This is a genomic window from Schleiferilactobacillus harbinensis, from assembly GCF_008694105.1.
Classification (GTDB): domain Bacteria; phylum Bacillota; class Bacilli; order Lactobacillales; family Lactobacillaceae; genus Schleiferilactobacillus; species Schleiferilactobacillus harbinensis.
Genome location: NZ_CP041364.1, coordinates 80,931 through 103,084, shown reverse-complemented (window position 1 = coordinate 103,084; position 22,154 = coordinate 80,931). Strand labels below are relative to the sequence as shown.

General features: G+C 52.9%; 35 protein-coding genes. 3 read left to right on the top strand and 32 right to left on the bottom strand.

The genetic code is table 11. The features are described from left to right. Positions 1-8 precede the first annotated feature (8 nt). The 26 genes from rpmJ to FMM01_RS00420 all read right to left on the bottom strand — a co-directional run bounded on the left by rpmJ (position 9) and on the right by FMM01_RS00420 (position 12,823). Positions 9-125 carry a 50S ribosomal protein L36 gene (gene rpmJ, locus FMM01_RS00545; protein ID WP_081674905.1) on the bottom strand — a complete coding sequence of 39 codons (117 nt, stop codon included), beginning with the start codon at positions 123-125 and terminating at the stop codon, positions 9-11. A gap of 55 nt (positions 126-180) precedes the next feature. Continuing rightward, entirely contained in the window at positions 181-399 is a 219-nt protein-coding gene (gene infA, locus FMM01_RS00540; protein ID WP_022528431.1) for a translation initiation factor IF-1, read from the bottom strand. A gap of 112 nt (positions 400-511) precedes the next feature. Then, entirely contained in the window at positions 512-1,168 is a 657-nt protein-coding gene (locus tag FMM01_RS00535) for an adenylate kinase (protein ID WP_150391385.1), read from the bottom strand. Positions 1,169-1,180: 12 nt separating this feature from the next. After that, entirely contained in the window at positions 1,181-2,479 is a 1,299-nt protein-coding gene (gene secY / locus FMM01_RS00530; protein WP_150391384.1) for a preprotein translocase subunit SecY, read from the bottom strand. Continuing rightward, entirely contained in the window at positions 2,479-2,922 is a 444-nt protein-coding gene (rplO, locus tag FMM01_RS00525) for a 50S ribosomal protein L15 (RefSeq protein WP_027829065.1), read from the bottom strand. Before rplO ends, secY begins: the two co-directional genes overlap by 1 nt. A gap of 25 nt (positions 2,923-2,947) precedes the next feature. Continuing rightward, complete coding sequence (gene rpmD / locus FMM01_RS00520) at positions 2,948-3,133, bottom strand: 50S ribosomal protein L30 (RefSeq protein WP_027829064.1); 186 nt, start codon at positions 3,131-3,133, stop codon at positions 2,948-2,950. An 11-nt stretch (positions 3,134-3,144) separates the two neighbouring features. After that, the gene (gene rpsE / locus FMM01_RS00515) at positions 3,145-3,648 is read right to left on the bottom strand and encodes a 30S ribosomal protein S5 (protein ID WP_027829063.1); all 504 of its coding nucleotides are present in this window, start codon (positions 3,646-3,648) and stop codon (positions 3,145-3,147) included. 23 nt (positions 3,649-3,671) lie between these two features. Continuing rightward, positions 3,672-4,037 carry a 50S ribosomal protein L18 gene (gene rplR / locus FMM01_RS00510; RefSeq protein WP_035440815.1) on the bottom strand — a complete coding sequence of 122 codons (366 nt, stop codon included), beginning with the start codon at positions 4,035-4,037 and terminating at the stop codon, positions 3,672-3,674. A 70-nt stretch (positions 4,038-4,107) separates the two neighbouring features. Further along, positions 4,108-4,638 (bottom strand): 50S ribosomal protein L6, encoded by a 531-nt coding sequence (gene rplF, locus FMM01_RS00505; RefSeq protein ID WP_027829061.1) that lies wholly within the window; start codon positions 4,636-4,638, stop codon positions 4,108-4,110. Between the two features lie 26 nt (positions 4,639-4,664). Further along, on the bottom strand, positions 4,665-5,063 hold the full coding sequence (gene rpsH, locus FMM01_RS00500; RefSeq protein WP_027829060.1) for a 30S ribosomal protein S8: 399 nt from the start codon (positions 5,061-5,063) through the stop codon (positions 4,665-4,667). 27 nt (positions 5,064-5,090) lie between these two features. Continuing rightward, on the bottom strand, positions 5,091-5,276 hold the full coding sequence (locus tag FMM01_RS00495) for a type Z 30S ribosomal protein S14 (protein ID WP_081701176.1): 186 nt from the start codon (positions 5,274-5,276) through the stop codon (positions 5,091-5,093). An 11-nt stretch (positions 5,277-5,287) separates the two neighbouring features. After that, positions 5,288-5,830: a 50S ribosomal protein L5 gene (gene rplE, locus FMM01_RS00490; RefSeq protein WP_027829059.1), complete on the bottom strand. Its 543-nt coding sequence runs from the start codon at positions 5,828-5,830 to the stop codon at positions 5,288-5,290. 29 nt (positions 5,831-5,859) lie between these two features. Continuing rightward, positions 5,860-6,225, bottom strand: coding sequence for a 50S ribosomal protein L24 (gene rplX / locus FMM01_RS00485; protein WP_051225382.1), 366 nt, complete (start codon positions 6,223-6,225; stop codon positions 5,860-5,862). 35 nt (positions 6,226-6,260) lie between these two features. Next, complete coding sequence (gene rplN / locus FMM01_RS00480) at positions 6,261-6,629, bottom strand: 50S ribosomal protein L14 (RefSeq protein ID WP_027829058.1); 369 nt, start codon at positions 6,627-6,629, stop codon at positions 6,261-6,263. A 30-nt stretch (positions 6,630-6,659) separates the two neighbouring features. Continuing rightward, the gene (gene rpsQ / locus FMM01_RS00475; protein ID WP_150391383.1) at positions 6,660-6,929 is read right to left on the bottom strand and encodes a 30S ribosomal protein S17; all 270 of its coding nucleotides are present in this window, start codon (positions 6,927-6,929) and stop codon (positions 6,660-6,662) included. Between the two features lie 20 nt (positions 6,930-6,949). Then, positions 6,950-7,156, bottom strand: coding sequence for a 50S ribosomal protein L29 (gene rpmC / locus FMM01_RS00470; RefSeq protein ID WP_027829056.1), 207 nt, complete (start codon positions 7,154-7,156; stop codon positions 6,950-6,952). After that, positions 7,146-7,580: a 50S ribosomal protein L16 gene (rplP, locus tag FMM01_RS00465; protein WP_027829055.1), complete on the bottom strand. Its 435-nt coding sequence runs from the start codon at positions 7,578-7,580 to the stop codon at positions 7,146-7,148. Before rplP ends, rpmC begins: the two co-directional genes overlap by 11 nt. A 3-nt stretch (positions 7,581-7,583) precedes the next feature. Next, a complete protein-coding gene (gene rpsC / locus FMM01_RS00460; protein WP_027829054.1) occupies positions 7,584-8,318 on the bottom strand; it encodes a 30S ribosomal protein S3 in 735 nt (244 codons plus the stop codon). A gap of 15 nt (positions 8,319-8,333) precedes the next feature. Further along, entirely contained in the window at positions 8,334-8,687 is a 354-nt protein-coding gene (gene rplV / locus FMM01_RS00455; RefSeq protein ID WP_027829053.1) for a 50S ribosomal protein L22, read from the bottom strand. An 18-nt stretch (positions 8,688-8,705) separates the two neighbouring features. Further along, the gene (gene rpsS, locus FMM01_RS00450; RefSeq protein ID WP_027829052.1) at positions 8,706-9,008 is read right to left on the bottom strand and encodes a 30S ribosomal protein S19; all 303 of its coding nucleotides are present in this window, start codon (positions 9,006-9,008) and stop codon (positions 8,706-8,708) included. A 48-nt stretch (positions 9,009-9,056) separates the two neighbouring features. Beyond that, complete coding sequence (rplB, locus tag FMM01_RS00445; RefSeq protein WP_063516241.1) at positions 9,057-9,890, bottom strand: 50S ribosomal protein L2; 834 nt, start codon at positions 9,888-9,890, stop codon at positions 9,057-9,059. 39 nt (positions 9,891-9,929) lie between these two features. After that, positions 9,930-10,214 carry a 50S ribosomal protein L23 gene (gene rplW / locus FMM01_RS00440; RefSeq protein ID WP_027829050.1) on the bottom strand — a complete coding sequence of 95 codons (285 nt, stop codon included), beginning with the start codon at positions 10,212-10,214 and terminating at the stop codon, positions 9,930-9,932. Beyond that, positions 10,214-10,837, bottom strand: coding sequence for a 50S ribosomal protein L4 (rplD, locus tag FMM01_RS00435; RefSeq protein WP_027829049.1), 624 nt, complete (start codon positions 10,835-10,837; stop codon positions 10,214-10,216). Before rplD ends, rplW begins: the two co-directional genes overlap by 1 nt. Before the next feature lie 26 nt (positions 10,838-10,863). Beyond that, complete coding sequence (rplC, locus tag FMM01_RS00430) at positions 10,864-11,505, bottom strand: 50S ribosomal protein L3 (protein ID WP_027829048.1); 642 nt, start codon at positions 11,503-11,505, stop codon at positions 10,864-10,866. A gap of 33 nt (positions 11,506-11,538) precedes the next feature. After that, a complete protein-coding gene (rpsJ, locus tag FMM01_RS00425) occupies positions 11,539-11,847 on the bottom strand; it encodes a 30S ribosomal protein S10 (RefSeq protein WP_022528409.1) in 309 nt (102 codons plus the stop codon). 406 nt (positions 11,848-12,253) lie between these two features. After that, positions 12,254-12,823: a MarR family winged helix-turn-helix transcriptional regulator gene (locus FMM01_RS00420; RefSeq protein ID WP_150391382.1), complete on the bottom strand. Its 570-nt coding sequence runs from the start codon at positions 12,821-12,823 to the stop codon at positions 12,254-12,256. Positions 12,824-13,018: 195 nt separating this feature from the next. Between FMM01_RS00420 and FMM01_RS00415 the strand changes: the two genes are divergently transcribed. The 3 genes from FMM01_RS00415 to FMM01_RS00405 all read left to right on the top strand — a co-directional run bounded on the left by FMM01_RS00415 (position 13,019) and on the right by FMM01_RS00405 (position 16,414). Beyond that, the gene (locus FMM01_RS00415) at positions 13,019-13,405 is read left to right on the top strand and encodes a DUF1093 domain-containing protein (protein ID WP_027829047.1); all 387 of its coding nucleotides are present in this window, start codon (positions 13,019-13,021) and stop codon (positions 13,403-13,405) included. A 173-nt stretch (positions 13,406-13,578) separates the two neighbouring features. Continuing rightward, positions 13,579-15,471: a glycoside hydrolase family 2 TIM barrel-domain containing protein gene (locus tag FMM01_RS00410; RefSeq protein WP_150391381.1), complete on the top strand. Its 1,893-nt coding sequence runs from the start codon at positions 13,579-13,581 to the stop codon at positions 15,469-15,471. After that, positions 15,452-16,414 carry a beta-galactosidase small subunit gene (locus tag FMM01_RS00405; RefSeq protein WP_150391380.1) on the top strand — a complete coding sequence of 321 codons (963 nt, stop codon included), beginning with the start codon at positions 15,452-15,454 and terminating at the stop codon, positions 16,412-16,414. The genes FMM01_RS00410 and FMM01_RS00405 overlap by 20 nt, the downstream gene beginning before the upstream one ends. An 82-nt stretch (positions 16,415-16,496) precedes the next feature. Here FMM01_RS00405 and FMM01_RS00400 read toward each other — a convergent pair whose 3' ends face one another. From FMM01_RS00400 to FMM01_RS00375, 6 genes are all read right to left on the bottom strand, one after another. After that, complete coding sequence (locus FMM01_RS00400; RefSeq protein WP_063516238.1) at positions 16,497-17,060, bottom strand: peroxiredoxin; 564 nt, start codon at positions 17,058-17,060, stop codon at positions 16,497-16,499. Between the two features lie 85 nt (positions 17,061-17,145). Next, complete coding sequence (locus FMM01_RS00395; RefSeq protein ID WP_150391379.1) at positions 17,146-17,364, bottom strand: hypothetical protein; 219 nt, start codon at positions 17,362-17,364, stop codon at positions 17,146-17,148. 236 nt (positions 17,365-17,600) lie between these two features. Then, positions 17,601-19,706, bottom strand: a complete 2,106-nt coding sequence (fusA, locus tag FMM01_RS00390; RefSeq protein ID WP_150391378.1) for an elongation factor G — start codon at positions 19,704-19,706, stop codon at positions 17,601-17,603. Between the two features lie 218 nt (positions 19,707-19,924). Beyond that, positions 19,925-20,395 carry a 30S ribosomal protein S7 gene (rpsG, locus tag FMM01_RS00385; RefSeq protein ID WP_027829040.1) on the bottom strand — a complete coding sequence of 157 codons (471 nt, stop codon included), beginning with the start codon at positions 20,393-20,395 and terminating at the stop codon, positions 19,925-19,927. 43 nt (positions 20,396-20,438) lie between these two features. After that, complete coding sequence (gene rpsL / locus FMM01_RS00380; protein ID WP_027829039.1) at positions 20,439-20,855, bottom strand: 30S ribosomal protein S12; 417 nt, start codon at positions 20,853-20,855, stop codon at positions 20,439-20,441. A 202-nt stretch (positions 20,856-21,057) separates the two neighbouring features. Continuing rightward, entirely contained in the window at positions 21,058-22,140 is a 1,083-nt protein-coding gene (locus FMM01_RS00375) for an ABC transporter permease subunit (RefSeq protein WP_150391377.1), read from the bottom strand. Between the last annotated feature and the right edge of the window lie 14 nt (positions 22,141-22,154).

The window sequence follows — 22,154 nt, the reverse complement described above, 5'->3', positions numbered from 1 at the left end:
GTTGTTAATTAACCTTGACGCTGCTTGTGCTTCGGGTTTGCGGAGCAGATGATGCAGACGCGCCCCTTACGCTTGATAACTTTGCAGTGTTCACACATCGGTTTAACAGACGGACGTACTTTCATAATGACGTTTCCTCCTTTGTGTGTTACTCACTTCAACCAGCTGAAGCTGGCAGTATTACTTGAAGCGGTAGGTGATCCGGCCCTTGGTCAGATCATACGGCGACAGCTCCACAGTGACCCGGTCGCCAGGCAGGATCCGAATGTAGTGCATCCGAATCTTACCGGAAACGTGGGCCAACACCGTGGCGCCATTCTCCAGTTCTACTTTAAACATTGCGTTGGGTAATGTATCGACTACTTTACCCTCGACTTCAATGACATCGTCTTTGGCCAAGAAGGCATCCTCCTCAAATTATCTACAATACGCAAAAAAATGTGCGAGCTACCCCCACACAACATACTGACCCAGTTTACCACAGCAATCACTGATTGCCAAGCGCACCGGATTAGTGCGTAAATGCTTGGAGAACTTGTTGAACCTCTGCGAATACCAGATCAATATCTTGATCACCATTGACCCGGTGCAGGATTCCCTTCTGATCATAGAAATCCAGCAGCGGCGTGTTCATTTTGATGTTCACGTCCAACCGATTCTTCACGGTCTCAGGCTTGTCATCGTCCCGTTGATAGAACTCGTGATGACCGCACCGATCACATGTACCGGCAACCTTCGGCGGATTGAAGTACTTATTGTAAGTGGCGCCGCAGAACTTGCAGATGAACCGGCCTGACAGCCGCTTCACGAGCTTCTCCGGGGCAACCTGGATATCGATGACCGCATCCAAAGGCTTCTTCACTTCGGCAGTGATGCCATCCAGTGCGTGAGCCTGGTCAATGTTGCGCGGATAACCGTCCAGCATATAACCCTTGTCCACGTCCGGCTGACTCAAACGTTCCTTGACCAGGTCGTTGGTGACGGAATCCGGCACCAAGTTGCCCTGATCAATGAAACTCTTGGCCTGCAGACCCACAGGGGTCTCATTGGCCATGGCTTCGCGGAACATATCGCCAGTGGAAATATGCACGATGGGGTAGGTATCTTCGATCTTTTCGGCTTGGGTGCCCTTACCAGCACCCGGCAGCCCCATTAACATCAAATTCATGTCGCTTGTCTCCTATTCTCGAATAAATCCGACGTACTTCCGCTTCATCAGCAAACCATCCAACTGCCGGGCCGTTTCGAGGGCTACCCCGACGACGATCAGCAAACTGGTACCGCCCAACCCGATGGATTGCGGCAGGTCCCAAATGTTGGCTGCTAACTGCGGCAGCAGTGCGATCACACCCAAGAATAAAGCCCCGACTGTGGAAAGCCGCATCAAAACACCGGACAGGTATTTTTCTGTGCTCTTCCCAGGCCAAACGCTGGGGATGTAACTCCCCTGCTTTTGCAGGTTTTCAGAAACCTTCTGGGGATTAACTTGGACGAACGCATAGAAGAAAGTGAACAGCACGATCAGGACGGTGTAAATAATCGCCCCAGTGGTCGTCTGCATACTGAAAATGTTGGACAGGGTCTGATACCAAGTCGTATCACCGAACTTCTCCTGGAAGACCATCAGGATGGTCTGGGGCGTTACGATGAACGAACTGGCAAAGATGACGGGAATTACCCCGGCGACGTTCACCTTCAAGGGCAAGTAGCTTTCGCTGCCGCCACCCACGGCGCGTCGGGTGTAACGAATGGGAATCTTCCGGTTAGCTTGCTGCATAAACGTCGTGAACTGCACAATCAGCAGAACGGCGATGGCAATCGCAACCAACACGAGAATACCCAGGAACAGATTGCCAGCCTCCTGGTTGATAATCTGCTGCGAAATCAATTGGTAGATACCGCTGGGGAGACGGGCGATGATCCCGGCAAAGATCAGCATGGAAATCCCATTGCCGATCCCCTTATCGGTGATCTGTTCACCCAACCAAGTCAGCAGCATCGTCCCACCAGTGAGAATGATCCCAATGGTGATATAGGTGCCCCAGCCTGGTGTGTTGACCAGTTTATACTGACTCAACGCGTTGAATCCCGCAGTGATCCCGATGGACTGTAAGAAGCCCAGGACGATCGTCAGGTAACGGGTCACTTGGTTCAGCTTGCGCCGTCCCACTTCACCCTGTTTGCTCCATTCCACAAACTTCGGAATGATATCCATCTGCAACAACTGGACGACAATTTGGGCGGTGATGTATGGAGAAACCCCCATCGAGAAGATGGAATAGTTGGCCAAGCCCCCACCGGAGACGGTATCCAGTAACGGGATCAAACCCGTTTGGGAGATCTTGGTCAAACTCGCCGCATCGATTCCCGGCACCGCAATTTGCGCACCCAGCCGATACACGATGAAAATGCCCAGAGTGAAGAAGATCTTGTTACGGATCTCCTTGACCTTAAAGGCATTTCGAATAGTAGCAAACATTAAATCACCTCAACAGTACCGCCTGCTGCTTCAACAGCATCTTTGGCGGCTGGTGAGAACTTGTTGACTTGGATCTTAAGATCCTTAACAGTCAGTTCGCCTTTCGCCAACAATTTGATTCCGGATAATTCTTTCTTAACCACGCCGGATTCGACGAGGAGTGCCGGAGTGATCTCAGTGCCGTCGTTGAACCGGTTAAGATCTTGCAGGTTGATCACAGCATATTCCTTGCGGTTAATGTTGCTGAATCCGCGTTTCGGCATGCGCCGGAACAAAGGCATTTGGCCACCTTCGAAACCGAGCCGCGTCTTGCCGCCTTGACGAGCCAATTGGCCCTTGGTACCTTTACCGGCTGTCTTACCATAGCCGGAACTTGTGCCACGGCCGACCCGCTTGCGGGCATGACGTGCACCGGTGCTGGGTTGCAATTCATGTAACTTCAAATCGTGCACCTCCTTAATTGCTTTTTTAGTCCTCTACGACTTTGACGTCGATCAAGTGTGCGATCTTGGTCAGGGCACCGCGTGTTGCTGCGTTATCCGGCAGCGTAACAGTGCTGTTGACCCGCCCTAAGCCTAATTCCTTCACAACCAAACGCTGTTCGGGGATCCGGTGGGCAACGGAACGTACTAACGTAATTTTCAATTGTGCCACGGTGATGCCTCCTATTCAGCAGTGAGTGAATCAACGGAGACGCCCCGAAGATCTGCTAATTCAGCAGCGGTCTTCATTTGAGCAATCCCGTCGAAAGTAGCCCGGATGACGTTGATGGGCGTATTCGAACCCAGGGACTTACTGGTGATATCACCAACGCCACCGAGTTCCATGATTGACCGGACGGCACCGCCAGAAGCGATCCCGGACCCGGCAACGGCCGGCTTCAACAGAATACGACCAGAACCGAAGTGACCGATCACTTCATGGGGAATCGTTGTGCCCACGATGGGCAACTCAACCAGGTTCTTCTTCGCATTCTCGACAGCCTTGCGGATTGCTTCCGGTACTTCTTGTGCTTTACCGGTACCAAAACCGACATGGCCTTCATGGTCGCCAACGATAACCAGGGCGGCGAACCGCAGACGCCGGCCACCTTTGACAACCTTAGTAACCCGGTTGATCGATACAACGTTGTCTTCCAGATCTAAATGACTCGGATCGATAACTGCCATAAAAGTATTTGCCTCCCTTTTGATTAGAATTGTAAGCCGTTTTCACGGGCAGCTTCGGCCAAGGCTTCAACCCGGCCGTGGTACAGGTAACCGCCACGATCAAATACAACTTCTTTGACGCCTTTATCCGCTGCACGCTTGGCAACAGCTTCGCCAACCTTAGCAGCTTGTTCTGTCTTGGTCCCTTGGGCCAAATCAGCTTCGATGGTTGAGGCACTTGCGAGCGTAACACCCGCTACGTCATCAATTACTTGCGCGTAGATGTGTTGATTAGAACGGAAAATGTTCAAACGTGGGCGCTCAGCAGTACCAGAAAGCTTGCCGCGGACACGTGCATGACGCCGTTGCCGCGTCTTGTTTTTATCTGGTTTCGAAATCACAATGTTCACCTCATACGATTATTTGCAGTCGCACCAGTATGCCGGTGCGGCTATAGTTCCACGAAACAGCTGGTAGAGATTACTTACCAGTCTTACCTTCCTTACGGCGTACGTATTCATCAACGTAACGAATACCTTTGCCCTTGTAAGGTTCCGGCGGCCGAACTTCGCGGATCGTGGCAGCAAAAGCGCCAATGACCTGCTTAGAAATACCGCTCAGGTTGATTTCTGTGTTAGACGGCACTTCGATCTTAACACCCTTGGGGGCGTGCATCTCGACCGGGTGGGAGTAACCAACGTTCAGAATCAACGTGTCACCCTTCAATTGGGCCCGGTAGCCGACCCCAACCAATTGCAGCTTCTTCGTGTAACCCTCGGTCACGCCGACCACCATGTTGTTCAGGTTGGCCCGGGTGGTACCGTGGATTGCCTTCAAGCTGTCATTCGGCCGATCCAGATGGATCTCATTGTCTTCTTGATTGATGCTGATGGCCGGATCGAATTGACGAGTCATTTCGCCTTTCGGCCCCTTGACAGTCAACTGATCGCCATTAACAGTTACCGTGACCCCAGCGGGGACGGTGATGGCTTTATAACCAATACGACTCACTGTGTTACACCTCCTCTAGTAATGAATTACCAAATGTAGGCAACTACTTCGCCGCCGACATCTTTTGCCCGTGCTTCCTTGTCCGTGATAACGCCCTGGGACGTGGAAATGATGGCGATCCCTAAGCCGTTTAAGACCTTGGGTACATCGCTAGACTTAACGTAGCTGCGCAAGCCAGGCTTGGAAATCCGCTTTAAGCCGGAAATAACCCGCTCATTGTTCTTGCCGTATTTCAGGAAGATACGAATGATGCCTTGCTTGTCATCGTCGATGACTTCGTAGTCCCGGATGAAGCCTTCACGCTTCAGGATTTCAGAAATGTCTTTTTTCATTTTGGATGCAGGTACTTCCAATGATTCGTGGCGCACCATATTGGCGTTACGAATCCGTGTTAAGTAATCTGCAATCGGATCAGTCATGACCATGTGGTTTTAACCTCCTTCTGACTGGTATTACCAGCTCGCTTTGTGCATACCGGGAATCTGACCTTCATGCGCCAGTTCACGCAAGCAGATCCGGCAGAGCTTGAACTTACGATAAACAGAGTGTGGCCGACCACAGCGCTGGCACCGGGTGTAGGCCTGCGAGCTAAACTTAGCAGGCCGCTCATTTTTGACGATCAAAGATTTCTTAGCCAAAGTGCTCCTCCTTATTTGCTAAACGGCATGCCGATTTGGGTTAACAGTTCCCGAGCTTCTTCGTCAGTCTTGGCAGTCGTAACGATGACGACATCCAAACCACGAACCCGATCAACTTTGTCGTAGTCGATTTCAGGGAAGATCAGTTGTTCCTTGATACCCAGAGTATAGTTGCCCCGGCCGTCGAAGGAATTCTTGCTGACCCCACGGAAATCACGCACACGGGGAAGAGAAACATTGATCAGTTTGTCCAGGAAGTCATACATGCGGTCGCCCCGCAGTGTGACCTTAGCCCCAATGGACATCCCTTCACGCAAACGGAATGTGGCGATGGACTTCTTAGCCTTGGTGATGAGCGGTTGCTGACCAGCGATCAGGCGCAATTCATCAACGGCGTTGTCCAAGTTCTTGGCGTTTGATACAGCGTCACCGACACCCATGTTGAGCACGATCTTTGCGACCTTAGGTGCTTGCATCACGGAAGAGTAGTGGAACTTCTCCATCATAGACGGAGTGATTTCTTTAGTGTAACGTTCTTTTAAACGATTAGCCATTTAGGTGTAGTCCTCCTTTCGCTGGCAGATTACTTCTTGTCGTCCTTGTCCGCATTGTCTTCGTCAGACTTTGCGACAGGAGCGGCATATTCGATTGCTTGGCCAGACTTCTTGGCATAACGAACCTTCTTGCCGTCTACTTCTTTGTAGCCGACCCGAGTCGGTTGGTTATCCTTGGGATCCAATAATTGAACATTGGAAGCGTGGATGGCTGCCTCGACGTCTTGAACTGAGCCTTGCGGTTGAGCCTGGGACGGTTTGGTGTGCTTCTTAACTTTGTTCACACCTTCGACAATGACACGGTCGCGCTTGGGAAATACCTTAGTGACGGTACCTTCCTTGCCCTTGTCTTTGCCTGCAATGACCCGGACCTTATCACCGGTTTTTACAAACATGTTTTTGCCTCCTTGCTGTTATGGAATTGGTGGAATTAAAGTACTTCCGGTGCTAAAGACACGATCTTCATGAAGTCGTGTTCACGCAATTCCCGCGCAACGGGGCCAAAGATACGAGTTCCCCGCGGGCTCTTGTCCGCATTGATCAGGACCGCTGCATTCTCGTCGAAACGAATGTAGGAGCCGTCCACACGGCGTGCACCGGATACAGTCCGGACGATAACAGCCTTGACGACGTCACCCTTCTTGACAACGCCACCGGGTGTAGCCTGTTTCACAGTTGCGACGATAATGTCACCAATATTCGCCGTCTTGCGGTTAGAGCCACCCAGGACTTTGATTGTCAGCAGTTGCCGGGCACCGGAGTTATCGGCGACACTCAACCGAGTTTCTTGTTGAATCACTTGTGTTTCCTCCTTTCGTCACGACGTGCGTTACTTCGATTGCTCCACAATGTCGAGTAATCGGAAGCGCTTGGTCTTGGACAACGGACGGGTCTCCATGATCCGTACAAAATCGCCAACTTTGGCTTCGTTCTTCTCGTCGTGGGCATAGTACTTCTTGGAATACTTGACCCGCTTCTTATATACGGGATGCGTCTTGTACGTTTGCACAACGACCGTGATCGTCTTATCGCCTTTGTCTGCTACGACGCGGCCTTGATAGACGTGACGGTGGTTACGTTCAGTAGTTGCTTCGCTCAAGTTTACTTTCTCCCTTCCGATTACTTATTCGCCGCTTGCTCGCGCAAGACAGTCTTGATCCGGGCAATGCTCTTGCGAACGACAGACAAGCGCGCAGTGTTTTGCAACTGGCCAGTCGCCTGTTGGAAACGGAGGTTAAAAAGCTCTTCCTTATACTGTTGCTCACGCTTCAGCATTTCGTCAGTGGACAAACCACGTAATTCCTTTGTGAAATCTTTAGCCTTCATTAGATTCGCCACCTACTTCCTGACGCTTAACGATCTTAGTCTTGATCGGGAGCTTGTTTGAAGCCAACCGCAGTGCTTCTTTGGCTGCTTCTTCGGATACGCCGCCGATTTCGAACATGATCTTTTCACGCTTAACGGGTGATACCCAACCAGCTGGTGCACCTTTCCCGGAACCCATCCGGACGCCGACACCTTTAGCAGTGTAGGACTTATGAGGGAAAATACGGATCCAGACCTTACCACCACGTTTGGTGTACCGGGTCATGGCGATACGCGCCGCTTCGATCTGACGGTTGGTGATCCAGTGCGATTGGAGTGCTTCCAAACCATAATCGCCGAATTCAACTGTCTTGCCGCCTTTAGCTGCGCCCCGCATTTTACCACGGAATTCACGACGGTGCTTAACACGCTTAGGCACTAACATGGATTATTTCCCTCCTCTGCTGTTGTTGTTCCGACGCGGCCGTTGAGGACGGTCATTACGCCGTTGTTGATTTTGGCTGGGACCAGCGTCATCTGCAACTGGCTTTTGACCAGGCAGTACTTCGCCACGGTAGATCCAAGTCTTGATACCTAACTTACCGTAAGTTGTATGGGCTTCATCCCATGAATAGTCGATGTCGGCACGCAGGGTGTGCAAAGGCACAGAACCTTGGTGCTGCATTTCCTTCCGGGCAATATCGGCACCATTCAATCGACCGGAGACAAGAATCTTGACCCCTTCTGCGCCTGCGCGCATGGTCCGTTGAACGGCTTGCCGTTGTGCACGACGGAAGGCGATCCGGGCTTCCAGCTGCTTGGCAACAGAATCGCCAACCAGGTGGGCATCCAGATCAGGCTTCTTGATTTCCACGATGTTGATGTGGACCCGCTTGCCTGTCAAGTTGTTTAACTCTTTACGCAAGTTTTCCACTTCAGCGCCGCCCTTACCGATCACCATTCCTGGCTTAGCGGTATGGATGGAAACATTCACCCGATTAGCAGCCCGCTCAATTTCCACACGGGAAACGGAGGCGTCAACTAATCGTTTGGCGATGTAATTACGGATCGCCAGGTCTTCATGCAGGTTATCTGCAAAGTCTTTGCGTTCGGCATACCAGCGTGCATCCCAATCGCGGATGACACCAACCCGGAAGCCGGTCGGATTAATTTTCTGACCCACTCGTAATTCCCTCCTTTATTCTTCTTTTTCAGAAACGATGACCGTGATGTGGCTCGTGCGCTTGTTGATTGCTGATGCTGAGCCTTTGGCACGGGGGCGGAACCGCTTGAGGGTTGGGCCTTCGTCGACAAATGCTTTAGAAACAAACAAGTTTTGGGCTTCAAGATCAAAGTTGTGCTCAGCGTTGGCAACTGCCGACTTCAGCACTTTCGTGATGATCGGGCTGCCAGCACGGGGCGTAAATTGTAAAATTGCCAGTGCTTCCGCAACACTGCGTCCACGGATCAAGTCAATGACCAGACGCGCCTTTCGGGGAGCGATGCGGACTGTCCGCGCGATGGCAGTTGCTGAGGTAACTGTATCAGCCATGAGTTCTTTCCTCCCTTACTAACGTGCTGCAGGACGTGCTGCAGGTGCTGCTGTCTTCTTGTCGTCGGTACCGTGACCATGGAAAGTCCGGGTCGGTACGAATTCGCCTAACTTATGGCCGACCATGTCCTCTTGGACGTAAACCGGGACGTGCTTCCGACCATCATAAACGGCAATCGTGTTACCAACGAAACTTGGGAAAATCGTGGAACGTCGGGACCAAGTCTTGATTACTGTCTTCTTATCGTGACCCTCTTGGGCTTCGATCTTCTTCAGTAATGACTGATCCGCGAACGGTCCTTTTTTCAAACTGCGACCCATTCGTAAACCTCCCTTATGCGTAAAGTGAAATGAGTAAATAAGTCATGCTTACTTGCTCTTGCGGTGACGGACAATAAGTTTCTCGCTGCGGGCCTTCTTGTTCCGGGTCTTCTTACCCAAGGTCTTCTTGCCCCACGGGGACATCGGAGACGGGTGACCGATCGGAGCTTTACCTTCACCACCACCATGCGGGTGATCGTTAGGGTTCATAACTGACCCACGAACTGTCGGGCGAACGCCCATCCAGCGCTTACGGCCGGCTTTACCAATGGCGATCAATTCATGCTGTTCATTACCAACAGAACCGATAGTTGCACGGGCGGTCGAAATGATCATCCGTACTTCGCCGGAGCTGAGCCGAACCAGCGTATACTTGCCTTCGTTACCCAATACTTGAGCGGATGTACCAGCAGAACGAGCCAATTGGCCGCCCTTGCCAGGCTTCAACTCAACGTTATGGATCGTTGTCCCATCAGGAATGTTGCCCAGAGGCATGGTATTCCCGATTTGGATATCAATGTTGTCGCCGGATTCAACCGTTGCGCCAACTTGCAGACCCTTGGGAGCGATGATGTAAGACTTAGTGCCGTCTTCGTAGCCCAGCAAAGCGATGTTGGAAGTCCGGTTAGGATCGTATTCGATTGCCTTTACCGTAGCTTTAACACCATCTTTGATACGCTTGAAATCAATGATCCGGTAGGCCTTTTTATGACCGCCGCCCTTATGCCGAACAGTGATGTGCCCGTGGGCGTTACGACCTGCGATCCGATTCTTGGATTCAAGCAGGCTCTTTTCCGGCGTCGACTTAGTAATTTCAGCGAAGTCGGAACCGGTCATATTCCGACGGCCGTTTGTCGTCGGTTTATACTTAATAATGGCCAAGCGATTCCCCTCCTAATTATTCAAAATGTGTGACGTGGATTACTCTTCGAACAGTTTGATTTCTTTGCTGTCTGCAGACAACGTAACGATTGCCTTGCGCCGCTTCTTGGTCCGACCAATGTATTGGCCAACCCGCTTCTTCTTCGGCTTGATGTTGGCAATGTTCACAGACTTGACATGAACATCAAAGATTTCTTCAACTGCATGCTTCACAGCGATCTTGTTCGCGCCGATTGCAACATCGAACGTGTACTTCTTGTCGTCCATGAGGGCCATGGATTGTTCGGTGACAACGGGGCGTAAAATGATATCTCTTGCTGCCATTATGCGAGCACCTCCTCAATCTTGGAAAGCGCTGCTTGGGTCAAGATCAGCTTGTCGCTGTTCACAACGTCTAAGACGTTAACGCCGGTTGCTGGGACAACGGTAACGTTGGCCAGGTTGCGGGCGGACAAAGCAGCTTGTTCGTTGCCTGCTTCTAAAGCGATCAGTGTCTTGCTGGCCACCTTCAGGTTCTTCAGGACATTGGCGAATTCCTTCGTCTTCGGGCTGTCGAACTTCAAGGTATCAACAACGATCAAATCACCGTCAAGAACCTTTTGCGAAAGTGCGGACTTGATTGCCAAGCGGCGAACCTTCTTCGGTAACTTGTAGGCATAGGACCGTTGGGTCGGGCCAAAGACGATACCGCCGCCGCGCCATTGCGGTGCCCGGATCGAACCTTGCCGTGCCCGGCCAGTACCCTTTTGCTTCCAAGGCTTGCGGCCGCCGCCGCGGACTGCGGAACGATTAAGAACCGCATGGGTGCCGTGGCGCTGACCAGCCCGTTGCATGATCACGGCGTCGAAGATGACGCTGTTGTTCGGTTCAACACCGAAGATCTCGTCATTCAACGTAATTGTGCCGTTCTCACTGCCGTCTTGCTTGTATAATGTGACGTCTGCCATTTAGTGCTCCTCCTTTCTCTAAATGATTATTTCTTAAGCTTGCCGTGTTTAACGGTCGAACGAATCGTTACTAATGATTTATTTGCGCCAGGTACATTGCCCCGGATCAAAATCACGTTGTTTTCAGTATCAGTGGACACCACTTCAAGGTTTTGCATAGTGACCTTGTGGTTGCCCATACGACCAGGAAGAGCCTTGTTCTTGAATACCCGGTTGATGATGGAACCCATTGAACCTGGTACTCGGTGGTAACGAGAACCGTGGGTTTCAGGACCGCGGGACTGGTTGTTCTTCTTGATGTTACCTTGGAAACCATGGCCCTTCGAACGACCGGTGACATCAACGATGTCGCCTGTCTTGAATTCGTCGACTGTAACTGTCGCACCAACTTTATAATCGTCTAGCGCAACATCGCGAATTTCCCGAATGTAGCGCTTAGGCGTCGTGTTAGCTTTTGCTGCATGACCTTGCGCAGGTTTGGTACTCAATACTTTACGCAGATCGTCGTAGCCGAGTTGGACCGCTTCGTAGCCGTCTGTCTCTGGAGTCTTAACTTGTAAGACCACGTTCGGTTCTGCCTTGATGACAGTCACCGGAATCAGCTCGCCGTTCTTGGTAAAGACTTGAGTCATTCCCACTTTTGTTCCTAAGATACCTTTTCTGGCCATGAGTACACCTCCAATAAATTTGAATTAATTTGTTTACAGCTTGATTTCGATATCGACACCACTCGGCAGATCCAGCTTCATCAGTGAATCAACCGTCTTGGGCGTCGGATCAATGATATCAATCAGGCGCTTATGTGTCCGCATTTCGAATTGTTCACGCGAATCCTTGTACTTATGGGGTGAACGAATCACCGTATACAGGGAGCGTTCTGTGGGCAGCGGGATCGGGCCAGAAATCTGAGCGCCGGTACGTTGTGCGGTTTGCACGATCTTATCAGCAGCTTGGTCCAAAGTCCGATGCTCGTATGCCTTCAAACGAATACGAATCTTTTGTTTTGCCATGTTGTGACCTCCTTCGTCTATTTTCGCAAAGTAGACTAGCTCGGCAGAAATTTCCGGCTTAACCCGTGGCAAAGCATCCGGGCGTGTCGCAACCTCCTGCGTCTGCGCTACTTGATCCTGTTCTCCATCGGGGGTATATTAATCCCCCTGAAAAAACAGCACCTTTGATATTCTACAAGATAGCCTGCCTGATTACAAGCAGGAATTGAGATTTGCAGAAAAAAAGAGGCTGGCATGCAGCAAGCGCTGGCGCTTTCTTGCAAGCTCAGACCTCTTTTGCCTCATTCAATGCGTTACCCAGCATTGTACCACGAAATCCAGCGGACACCAAAACAGCCCGGCAGGACGCGTTGTTCGCGTTGCCGAGCTGTGGGTTTCTTCTATTGAATAGGCACTGCGTTACTGCTTAAAACGCGCGGCCTTGGAAGCCGTCGTGGCGAAAGTCCCGGCGCGGGCCGCCGCCAAAGCCGTGGGGGCCGTGGTGCGGACCGCCATGGCGCGGACCTGGGCCGCCGAATCGGGGACCATCGGGAATATCCGGGCCATCTTGAACCTTCGCCGCCAGGCTTTCATCAGCCTTGGTCAGCAGAGTCAGCAATTGCTGCTGTTCCTCGTCGGTCAACCCCGCGAAGGCTTGGTCGGCGAAGTCAGTCTGGGCCTGCTGGGCTTCCGTCAGCTTGGCTTGGCCGGCATCGGTGATGTGGATCCGGCTGGCCCGCTTGTCATCGGGATCCGGCTCCCGAGTGATGAAGCCGGCATCTTCCAGTTTCTTCAATAATTCAGAAACGGAGGACGGCCGAATATCGAGAATCTCAGCGAGTTGGGCCGAAGTCGGCTCGTTTTCATGGGCGATCACCGCCAGCAGGCGGGCCTGCCCATGATGATGGGGCGGTTGCGGCTGCTGCCAGGCAAAACGCCGGGTCAGGTGGCCAAAACGACGGAAAGCGCGAAACAGGTTATCGGTTTGTTCAGTCATAGAAAATCGTCTCCTTGAGTTGTTTTAGTTAGGGCCCTTAATATCAGGTACCTAACATATGCCTAGAATACACCCAACTTTTGACTTTGTCAAACTATGCAGGTACCTATCATTCTTTGCCTTACGAATTCGTTAGCGCACAACCTAGCAGGCGGCGCTATACTATTTTCAATCAATCAATCGGAGGAAAATTCCATGAAGAAAATACTGACCGTCATCCTGTTCGCCCTGCTCATTGTCGCCGCGTTCTTCGGCTACCGCTATTGGAATGCGACCTATAATGGCAAGACCTCTTATGCTGTGGTGAAAACGACTCCGCCGCGCACGGAAACGGTGGATGCCGACGGGAAGAAAGTTACGGATAACGGGCAGCAGCTGTACTCCTACGACTACACCTTCGAATTTGTCCGGGAAGACGGCTCCAAAGTCACCGTTCCCTTCGAAATCAGCGCGCTGGATCCCAAACCGCTGACGCAGGGCATCTACATCACCGGCAAGGTATCACAAACCCGCGTTGTCGAAGGTCCGAGCCCTGTGGCTGCCGATAAGGTCCCGCAAAAGGTGAAAGATCAATTGAAGTAGCACCACAGTCCCGCGCCGCCGCCATTTCTGGTGGGCGGCTTTTTTAATTCTGTGCGGCTTTCAAATCTTCATACTTTTCTGGCCATTCACCCCTACTTTCACCCCCTTGAATCGGCTTACACTATCCTTGTAAAGCCTGTCAGAGGCTAATTTCAAATACGAGGTGAATTATTGTGGAATTTGATATTCGGTGGTTGGACGATCCTCAGACTTTTCGGGTGGGGCAATTGCCGGCCCATAGCGACCACCGCTTCTATCAGCATTACCATGAAATTGACGCCCATGATTCCAGTCTCAGCCAAAGCCTGAACGGGCAGTGGCGCTTCCACTACGCGCCTAATCCCCAGGCGCGGCTGAAGGACTTCTGGGCGGCTGATTTCGATACCAGCGGCTTCGATACAATTGATGTGCCTGGACACATCGAACTGGCCGGATACGCCAAATTGCACTACATTAACACGATGTATCCCTGGGAAGGCCACCATTTCCGCCGGCCGGCCCATACTGTGGGTCAGGACACCAGTGGTGCCGGCATGTTCAGTACCGCCGAGGATAATCCGGTGGGCCAGTATGTCACCGACTTCACCCTCGCCCCAGAATTTGCTAACAAGGCGGTCACCATTCAGTTTGCCGGCGTTGAACAGGCCATGTACCTCTGGCTCAACGGTCATTTCCTGGGCTACGACGAGGACAGCTTCACGCCCTCCGAGTTTGATCTGACCCCTTACCTGCAGGCCGGCAGCAACCGTCTGGCCGTGGAAGTCTTCAAGCGCAGTACGGCGGCTTACCTGGAGGATCAGGACTTCTTCCGGTTCTTCGGCATTTTTCGGGATGTCACTTTGCTGGCCAAGCCGGCGGCGCACATCGAAGACCTGCACATCCAGCCGACGCTGGCGGATGATTTGCAAAGCGGTGTCGTGCGCTTGGACCTGCAGTTCAGTCCCGTGACTCCCTATGCCACCGTCCGCGCCATTATCCGAGACGACGAGGGCCAAACCTTGCTGGACACCACGCAGCCAGTGGCCGCCAGTCAGACGATCACCAGCGACACGCTAGTCCACGTCCATCTGTGGGATTACCGCCATCCCTACTTATATCAACTCTATCTGGAGGTGCGGGATGGTCAGGGTCAACTGTTAGAAATCGTGCCCTATCAGTTCGGCTTCCGCAAAATTGAAATTGACGCCGAGCGGGTGATCCGCTTGAACGGTCAGCGGCTGATCATCAATGGGGTCAACCGCCATGAGTGGGACGACGAGCGCGGCCGGGCGATCACCGAAGCCGACATGTTCCACGACATGCACACGATGAAGACCAACCATATCAATGCGGTACGCACCTGCCACTACCCGGATCAGATTCCGTGGTACTACCTGTGCGACGAGAACGGTATCTATATGATGGCCGAAACGAACCTGGAATCCCATGGCACCTGGCAAAAGATGGGCGCCGTGGAGCCTTCCTATAATGTACCGGGCTCTGTCCCAGAATGGCGGGACGTGGTGCTGGACCGGGCCAAGACGAATTATGAAGTATTCAAGAACCACACTGCGATTCTGTTCTGGTCCCTGGGCAATGAGTCTTACGCCGGCGATAATATTGCAGCGATGAATCATTACTTCAAAACCGTCGATCCCACCCGCTTGGTCCACTATGAAGGCGTCGTCCATGACCGCGCCTACGAAGAGCGCATTTCTGACGTTGAAAGCCGAATGTATGCCCACCCTGACGACATCGTCAAGTATCTCAGCGATCACCCGAAGAAGCCGTTCCTACTATGCGAGTACATGCACGACATGGGCAACTCGCTGGGCGGCATGCAGGCTTACATGGACCTGATCGACCGCTTCCCGCAGTACGCCGGCGGCTTCATCTGGGACTTCATTGATCAAGCCATCGCCATCACCGACCCGGTGACTGGCCAGCATGTGCTGCGCTACGGCGGCGACTTCGATGATCGACCGGCCGACTATGAATTCTCTGGTGACGGTCTGCTCTTCGCTGACCGGACACCGAAACCCGCATTACAGGAGGTGCGCTGCTACTATGGCCGATACGACAAGTAAACCATTACGGGTCATCTATGGTGACGTGACCCTGGGCGTGCAAAGCGCCCGGACCCACTACATCTTCAATTACACCCGCCACGGGTTGGAATCTCTGGTGATCGACGGCAAAGAATGGCTGTACCGTACGCCGCTGCCGACATTTTGGCGGGCAACTACGGATAATGACCGAGGCAATGGCTTCTCCCAGAAGTCTGTCCAATGGCTGGGCGCGGACATGTTCATCCAAGATGCTGGCGCTACGGTGAAAATCGACGGGCAGCCTATCGACCTGCCCATTGCGCCGGGCAACAACCAGTATTCAGACCACGAATACGCCGCCAGCGTTGAGGTCACGATCAACTTTACGACCGTCACGATCCCCACCACGGCAGTTCAGGTGACGTACACCATCGCCGGCGACGGAACATTGACCGTGCACGTGCACTACACCGGCAACGCGAATCTGCCGGATCTGCCCGTCTTCGGGTTCCGGCTGATCATGCCGACTAAGGCCGTGCGCTATGAATACGCCGGCCTGTCCGGCGAGACATACCCCGACCGGATGGCCGGCGGGGTGCCTGGCACGTATACGGTTCAGGGGCTGCCGGTCACGCCGTACCTGGTGCCGCAGGATTGCGGCGTGCACATGGCCACTAAGTGGGTTAAAGTCACCCGGGATACCACCCAGGACAATACGAATCTGCACCCCGGCGAGTTCGGCCTGCAGATCAGCAGCGTGGATGCCCCGTTTGCTTTCTCCTGTCTGCCCTACACAGCGGAAGAGTTAGAAAACGCCACGCACATTGAAGAACTGCCGCCAGCCCGGCGGACCGTGCTCAGCATTCTCGGGGCGGTTCGCGGGGTCGGCGGGATCGACAGCTGGGGGGCAGATGTGGCCAAGCAATACCACATTCCCGCCAGCCGCGACATTGATTTCAGTTTCACTGTGGCGCCGGCCTAATTAACCCGCGCACCCAAAAAACAGGATTCACGGCCCACACCCCAATCGGCGTGCCGTGAATCCTGTTTTGCTGTCTGCCAGACTAAATCTTGCCGACTAGGGCGGCACCAGGCTTCAATGTCTTTTCACCCGGATGCCAATTAGCGGGACATACCTGGTCCCCGTGGGCCGCCACGAACTGGGCAGCTTCCAGAGTGCGCAGGAACTCAGCCGCATTGCGGCCAATACCCATGTTGTTGATCGTATAGGATTGAATCTTGCCTTCGGGGTCGATGATGAACGTCCCCCGAAATGCTTGACCGCTGGCCTCGTCCCGGACACCTAAAGCATTGGCCAAAACGCCGGCCGGATCAGCCAACATCGGAAATTGAATCTTCTTGATGGTCGGGCTCTGATCGTGCCACGCCATGTGGACGAATTCCGTATCTTCAGAGACCGAGTACACCTCCGCATTGTGGGCCTTGAATTGTTCGTAATGGTCCTGCAGATCGCCCAGCTCCGTAGGGCAGACAAAGGAAAAGTCTGCCGGATAGAAGGTCAAAATGGCCCAGTGACCCAGCATGTCAGTGCGGCTGACATCATGAAAATCACCGTTTTGATAGGCTTTGACGGTGAAGTCCGGCAGTGTTTTACCAATAAAACTCATTTCGGTTCCCCCAATTTAGAATCATTCTTGATTCACTTTCTAGGATAGAACACCGGAGTATGTTTGGCAAGCCTAAAAAAACAATTTATCTATTCTCGCGATCATGGACTCGTTTGCGGAGAAAGTTGACCAGTACCGCCAGCCACAACAAACCGCTCACGCCCACAAAGAGCCAGACCCCGAACAATTCCAGTCCCGTCGCGTCGCCTTCGTACACGTCCAAACAATAAAACACCAGCCACGCCGCTAAGGCCACCGTGGCAAAAATGGCACCATGCACTAAATACTGTCGAATTTTCCCCATGGCGGCTGCCTCTTTTCTTCACTACCCCGCCATTAACGGGCTGCGCCGACCAGAAGCTAGGCCAGAAGACCCGGCAGACATAAAACCTAAGCCCGGGTTTTCTATCTGCCGGGTCTTCTGGCTACACTTCTAACCGGTCGGCTCCGCCCTCACGCAAAAAAAGCACCCCGCAACACCGTCTCTATTATATAGAGAAAGCGCTGCAGGGTGCTGTTTAACGACTTAGCAGATCAATCTTAGTTTTCACGCGGATTGTTGTTGCCGCCGTTCTTCTTGATGATCTCGGCTTGGATACTCTTCGGTGTCGCTTCGTAGTGGTCGAAGGTCATGGTGAAAGTACCACGGCCCTGAGTCGCACTACGCAGGGTTGTCGCGTAACCAAACATTTCGGATAACGGTACGAAGGCATTGATCACCTTGGCATTGCCGCGGTCTTCCATGCCGTCGATCCGGCCCCGGCGACCATTGATCTGGCCCATGACGTCGCCCAAGTATTCTTCAGGCATAACGACTTCGACCTTCATGATCGGTTCGAGGATTACTGCACCGGCAGTCGGGACAGCGTTCCGCAGAGCCAGCGAAGCAGCAACCTTGAACGCCGCTTCAGAGGAATCGACTTCGTGGTAAGACCCGTCATACAGCTTAGCCTTGACGTCGATCAGCGGATAGCCAGCCAATACACCAGTGGCCATGGATTCCTTCAGACCTTGTTCAACAGCCGGAATGTATTCCCGGGGAACAACACCACCGACAATGGCGTCTTCGAATTCGAAGCCCTTGCCCGGATCGTTCGGTGTGAACTGAATCCAAACATCACCATATTGACCTTTACCACCGGACTGACGAACGAACCGGCCTTGGGCAGAAGTTTCCTTGGTGAAGGTTTCACGGTAAGCAACCTGCGGTTCACCGACCTTAGCGGCCACGTGGAACTCACGGCGCATCCGGTCAACCATGATGTCCAAATGCAGTTCGCCCATGCCGGCGATCAGCGTTTGACCAGTTTCCGGGTTTGTCTCGGCCTGGAAGGTCGGGTCTTCTTCAGACAGCTTCTGAATCGCGTTGTCCAGCTTGTCCCGGTCTTCCTTGGAATCAGGTTCGATCGATACTTGGATAACGGGATCCGGAATTTCCAGAGATTCCAGAATCAAGGGATGATCCGGATCAGTCAAAGAGTCACCAGTGGTGGTGTTCTTCAAACCAATGGCGGCGGCGATATCACCGGAGAAGACTTCAGGGATTTCCTGACGGTGGTTGGCGTGCATTTGCAGCAGACGGCCAACCCGTTCACGGACTTCCTTCGTCGCATTCAGCACGTAGGAACCAGATTCCAGCGAGCCGGTGTATACCCGGATGTAAGTCAGACGGCCAACGAACGGGTCGGTGGCAATCTTGAAGGCCAACGCGGCAAAGGACTTGTCGTCGCCGGCAACCAGTTCAACGGGATCGCCAGTTTCAGGATCCTTGGCGTTGTACGGCTTAACATCCAACGGAGACGGCAGATAGTCGATAACGGCATCCAACAGCATCTGCACACCCTTGTTCTTGAAGGCTGACCCAGCCAAAACCGGGTAGAACTTCAAGTCGATGGTGGCCCGACGGATAGCAGCACGCAATTCATCATTGCTGATTTCGTCGCCTTCCAGATACTTCTCCATGATGTCGTCGTCCACGTCGGCAACGGCTTCAACTAATTCCGTCCGGCGCTTCTTGGCTTGTTCCAAGTAATCAGCAGGAACATCTACTGTATCCCACTTAGTACCCAGTTCATCTTCATCATAAAGGTCGGCCTTCATATCGATTAAGTCGATGACCCCTTCGAAGGAATCTTCGGCCCCGATAGGCATTTGCACGGCGTGAGCATTCGCACCCAAGCGATCGTGCAGCGTCTGTACGGAATAATCGAAGTCGGCGCCAATCTTATCCATCTTATTGACGAACACGATCCGCGGTACGCTGTACGTGGTCGCCTGCCGCCAAACGTTTTCTGTCTGCGGTTCAACACCAGACTGGGCATCCAGAACAGTGATCGCACCATCCAGTACCCGCAGGGAACGTTCTACTTCAATTGTGAAGTCCACGTGTCCTGGGGTATCAATGATGTTGATCCGGTGATCCTTCCATTGGGCCGTTGTCGCCGCAGAAGTGATCGTGATCCCACGTTCCTGTTCTTGAGCCATCCAGTCCATCTGTGAAGCCCCTTCGTGGGTTTCACCGATTTTGTGAATTTTACCGGTATAGTACAGAATACGTTCAGTCGTGGTCGTCTTCCCCGCATCGATATGGGCCATGATCCCGATGTTACGGGTCTTGGCGAGGGGGAATTCACGCGTATTTGCCATGAATTAATGTTTCTCCTTCCAATATTGTTACATGTTTACTGCTGCGTTGGCCCATTCAAGATGAGGCTGGTCAGCGCAGTCCGTCAATTGTTCATGCAGACGTTCGCTGCTGGCAGACCAGAGGTCGGTATTGTTCGGCTTCTGGCACCGTTTCGTTTAGAAAAAGTTGGCTATCCGGTGAACCAGACTTCGATCCAAGGAATAGCCAACAGCGTCGATTAGAAGCGGTAATGTGCGAATGCCCGGTTGGCATCGGCCATCTTATGAGTGTCCTCACGCTTCTTCACGGCTGCACCGGTGTTGTTCGCTGCGTCCATGATTTCGCCAGCCAAACGCTCCTCCATGGAGTGTTCGCCGCGCAGACGAGCGTAGTTAACGAGCCAGCGCATACCTAATGTGGTCCGCCGTTCAGGGCGTACTTCGATCGGTACCTGGTAGTTAGAACCACCGATCCGACGAGCCTTAACTTCCAGAACAGGCATAACATTCTTCATGGCTTGTTCGAAGACTTCTAAGGGTTCGTTACCGGTTTGTTCCTTGACGATGTCGAAGGCATGGTAAAGGATCGTTGCTGCAGTCCCCCGCTTGCCGTCATACATCAAGTGGTTGATCAAACGAGATACTAATTTTGAATTATAAATCGGATCCGGCAAGACGTCGCGTGTCGGAACATGTCCTTTTCTTGGCATTGTGCAAAAACCTCCTGTACGTTTACTTGATTGGTGGAACTAATTACTTCTTCTTCGGCCGCTTAGCACCGTACTTGGAACGGCCTTGCATCCGGCCATCAACACCCGCAGTATCCAATGCACCACGGACGATATGGTAACGAACACCAGGTAAATCCTTAACACGGCCGCCACGGATCAAGACAACACTATGTTCCTGCAGGTTGTGGCCAATACCAGGAATATAAGCAGTGACTTCGATCAAGTTAGACAAGCGCACACGAGCGTACTTCCGCAAAGCGGAGTTCGGCTTCTTCGGTGTCATGGTACCGACACGAGTTGCAACGCCCCGCTTTTGCGGTGCAGGATTATTTGTCAATTGTTTCTTCATACTGTTGTAGCCAAAGTTCAATGCAGGAGCATCGGACTTGGATGTACGAGACTTACGACCTTGACGTACCAATTGGTTAATTGTTGGCATGTATATGGGTCTCCTTCCAAATTTTGGATTTATTTGCTGTCCACATATCCAGGCGTGCCCCACTGTCTAAAAAAATAGGAAAACCCTGGATTATTCGACTTAATAATGCCCATCAGTCAGTTCAGCACGTTCCGATTAATGGAAACACTGGATGAAAAAGCACCTTGAAAATAATACCATGCACGGCGAGTGAAAGCAACACTCACTTCGTCGATTTCCGCCACCAGAAATGACCGCCGACTAATGCAGCGAGAATCAGTGCGGTATCGGTAATACCCATGAGTGTGCCATAGACCAGCACATTCCGCAACCCAACATGGGTACTCAGACCCAACTGATAGAATGGGTTCAAAGCCGCCAGCAGATTCGTACTCGCCTCGCCGAAGAACAGCGCGCCGCTGCCCAGGACCGCGATCATGGCCACGATCACCGTAAACTGATCCCGTAACAGAATGCTGAGCCAATATAATAGAACGATCACGAGCGTGCTGACCAGAATGATGGTCAACATGTTGGTCAGCAGGACGCTGTTCAAGGTCACGATCCGAGTGCCCACCGCACGCCAAGGATACGCGCCGCCCCATCGCTGCCCCGACCGGATAGCGGCCAACAGATAGCCGAATACTGACCAAAGCACGAGCTCACTGCCGGCAATCACCAGGGCCAGCCCCAGCTTGTGCCGGCTCAGCCGCTGACGTTCCTGGGGCAGCATCAGCAACAGCCGAATACTGCCCGTTTCCCAATCCCGAGCGAAGAGGCCGCCAAATTGCAGAACCAAGAGGCTCAAAATGAGCAGAAAGACTGCGGCGTTTTGGCTGCGGCCAAAGGCGGCCGCCGGGGTTAAGGCCGACACGTTTTCCCGCGGGACAAGTTCGTGCTGCTGCAAGTATCTGTCCCGCGTGATTGCTTGTTGGATGACGGTCGCACTGCGCTGTGAAAATGGAAAGGCCGGGTGCTGGAGCAGGCGGTAATAGGCCAGCCGGTGCGTCAGCAGGTTCCCGCGATGGCCCGTCAGTGCGCGCCCGTAACGGCTGATGATCGTCTGCTCCCGTTGAATGGCTGCACGCTGCTTGGTCACTTTCTCCGTTTGCGTTTGATCGGCCAAGTTTTTATCAGCATCAGCCAGCTGCTGGCTTTCGGCCAGCAGGGTATCGTATTCCCGGGCGTTGGCCTGCCGGGCCTGGTTGCTGGCATAAACATAGCTGCCCAGAATCACCGCGAAGCCCAGCGCAAGCAACGCCCAGTTGAGCCACTGCCGCCGCCATTGCCGAAATTCCCACCACATACCAGCACCGCCTT

What these genes read in the sequence shown, in the direction of transcription:
- rpmJ (WP_081674905.1), bottom strand. Translation starts at nt 125, where the DNA reads ATGAAAGTACGTCCGTCTGTTAAACCGATGTGTGAACACTGCAAAGTT.
- FMM01_RS00535 (WP_150391385.1), bottom strand. Translation starts at nt 1,168, where the DNA reads ATGAATTTGATGTTAATGGGGCTGCCGGGTGCTGGTAAGGGCACCCAA.
- secY (WP_150391384.1), bottom strand. Translation starts at nt 2,479, where the DNA reads ATGTTTGCTACTATTCGAAATGCCTTTAAGGTCAAGGAGATCCGTAAC.
- rpsE (WP_027829063.1), bottom strand. Translation starts at nt 3,648, where the DNA reads ATGGCAGTTATCGATCCGAGTCATTTAGATCTGGAAGACAACGTTGTA.
- rpsH (WP_027829060.1), bottom strand. Translation starts at nt 5,063, where the DNA reads ATGGTCATGACTGATCCGATTGCAGATTACTTAACACGGATTCGTAAC.
- rplE (WP_027829059.1), bottom strand. Translation starts at nt 5,830, where the DNA reads ATGGCTAATCGTTTAAAAGAACGTTACACTAAAGAAATCACTCCGTCT.
- rplX (WP_051225382.1), bottom strand. Translation starts at nt 6,225, where the DNA reads ATGTTTGTAAAAACCGGTGATAAGGTCCGGGTCATTGCAGGCAAAGAC.
- rpmC (WP_027829056.1), bottom strand. Translation starts at nt 7,156, where the DNA reads ATGAAGGCTAAAGATTTCACAAAGGAATTACGTGGTTTGTCCACTGAC.
- rplP (WP_027829055.1), bottom strand. Translation starts at nt 7,580, where the DNA reads ATGTTAGTGCCTAAGCGTGTTAAGCACCGTCGTGAATTCCGTGGTAAA.
- rplV (WP_027829053.1), bottom strand. Translation starts at nt 8,687, where the DNA reads ATGGCTGATACAGTTACCTCAGCAACTGCCATCGCGCGGACAGTCCGC.
- rpsS (WP_027829052.1), bottom strand. Translation starts at nt 9,008, where the DNA reads ATGGGTCGCAGTTTGAAAAAAGGACCGTTCGCGGATCAGTCATTACTG.
- rplW (WP_027829050.1), bottom strand. Translation starts at nt 10,214, where the DNA reads ATGGCAGCAAGAGATATCATTTTACGCCCCGTTGTCACCGAACAATCC.
- rplD (WP_027829049.1), bottom strand. Translation starts at nt 10,837, where the DNA reads ATGGCAGACGTCACATTATACAAGCAAGACGGCAGTGAGAACGGCACA.
- rplC (WP_027829048.1), bottom strand. Translation starts at nt 11,505, where the DNA reads ATGGCCAGAAAAGGTATCTTAGGAACAAAAGTGGGAATGACTCAAGTC.
- rpsJ (WP_022528409.1), bottom strand. Translation starts at nt 11,847, where the DNA reads ATGGCAAAACAAAAGATTCGTATTCGTTTGAAGGCATACGAGCATCGG.
- FMM01_RS00420 (WP_150391382.1), bottom strand. Translation starts at nt 12,823, where the DNA reads ATGACTGAACAAACCGATAACCTGTTTCGCGCTTTCCGTCGTTTTGGC.
- FMM01_RS00415 (WP_027829047.1), top strand. Translation starts at nt 13,019, where the DNA reads ATGAAGAAAATACTGACCGTCATCCTGTTCGCCCTGCTCATTGTCGCC.
- FMM01_RS00405 (WP_150391380.1), top strand. Translation starts at nt 15,452, where the DNA reads ATGGCCGATACGACAAGTAAACCATTACGGGTCATCTATGGTGACGTG.
- FMM01_RS00400 (WP_063516238.1), bottom strand. Translation starts at nt 17,060, where the DNA reads ATGAGTTTTATTGGTAAAACACTGCCGGACTTCACCGTCAAAGCCTAT.
- FMM01_RS00395 (WP_150391379.1), bottom strand. Translation starts at nt 17,364, where the DNA reads ATGGGGAAAATTCGACAGTATTTAGTGCATGGTGCCATTTTTGCCACG.
- fusA (WP_150391378.1), bottom strand. Translation starts at nt 19,706, where the DNA reads ATGGCAAATACGCGTGAATTCCCCCTCGCCAAGACCCGTAACATCGGG.
- rpsG (WP_027829040.1), bottom strand. Translation starts at nt 20,395, where the DNA reads ATGCCAAGAAAAGGACATGTTCCGACACGCGACGTCTTGCCGGATCCG.
- rpsL (WP_027829039.1), bottom strand. Translation starts at nt 20,855, where the DNA reads ATGCCAACAATTAACCAATTGGTACGTCAAGGTCGTAAGTCTCGTACA.
- FMM01_RS00375 (WP_150391377.1), bottom strand. Translation starts at nt 22,140, where the DNA reads ATGTGGTGGGAATTTCGGCAATGGCGGCGGCAGTGGCTCAACTGGGCG.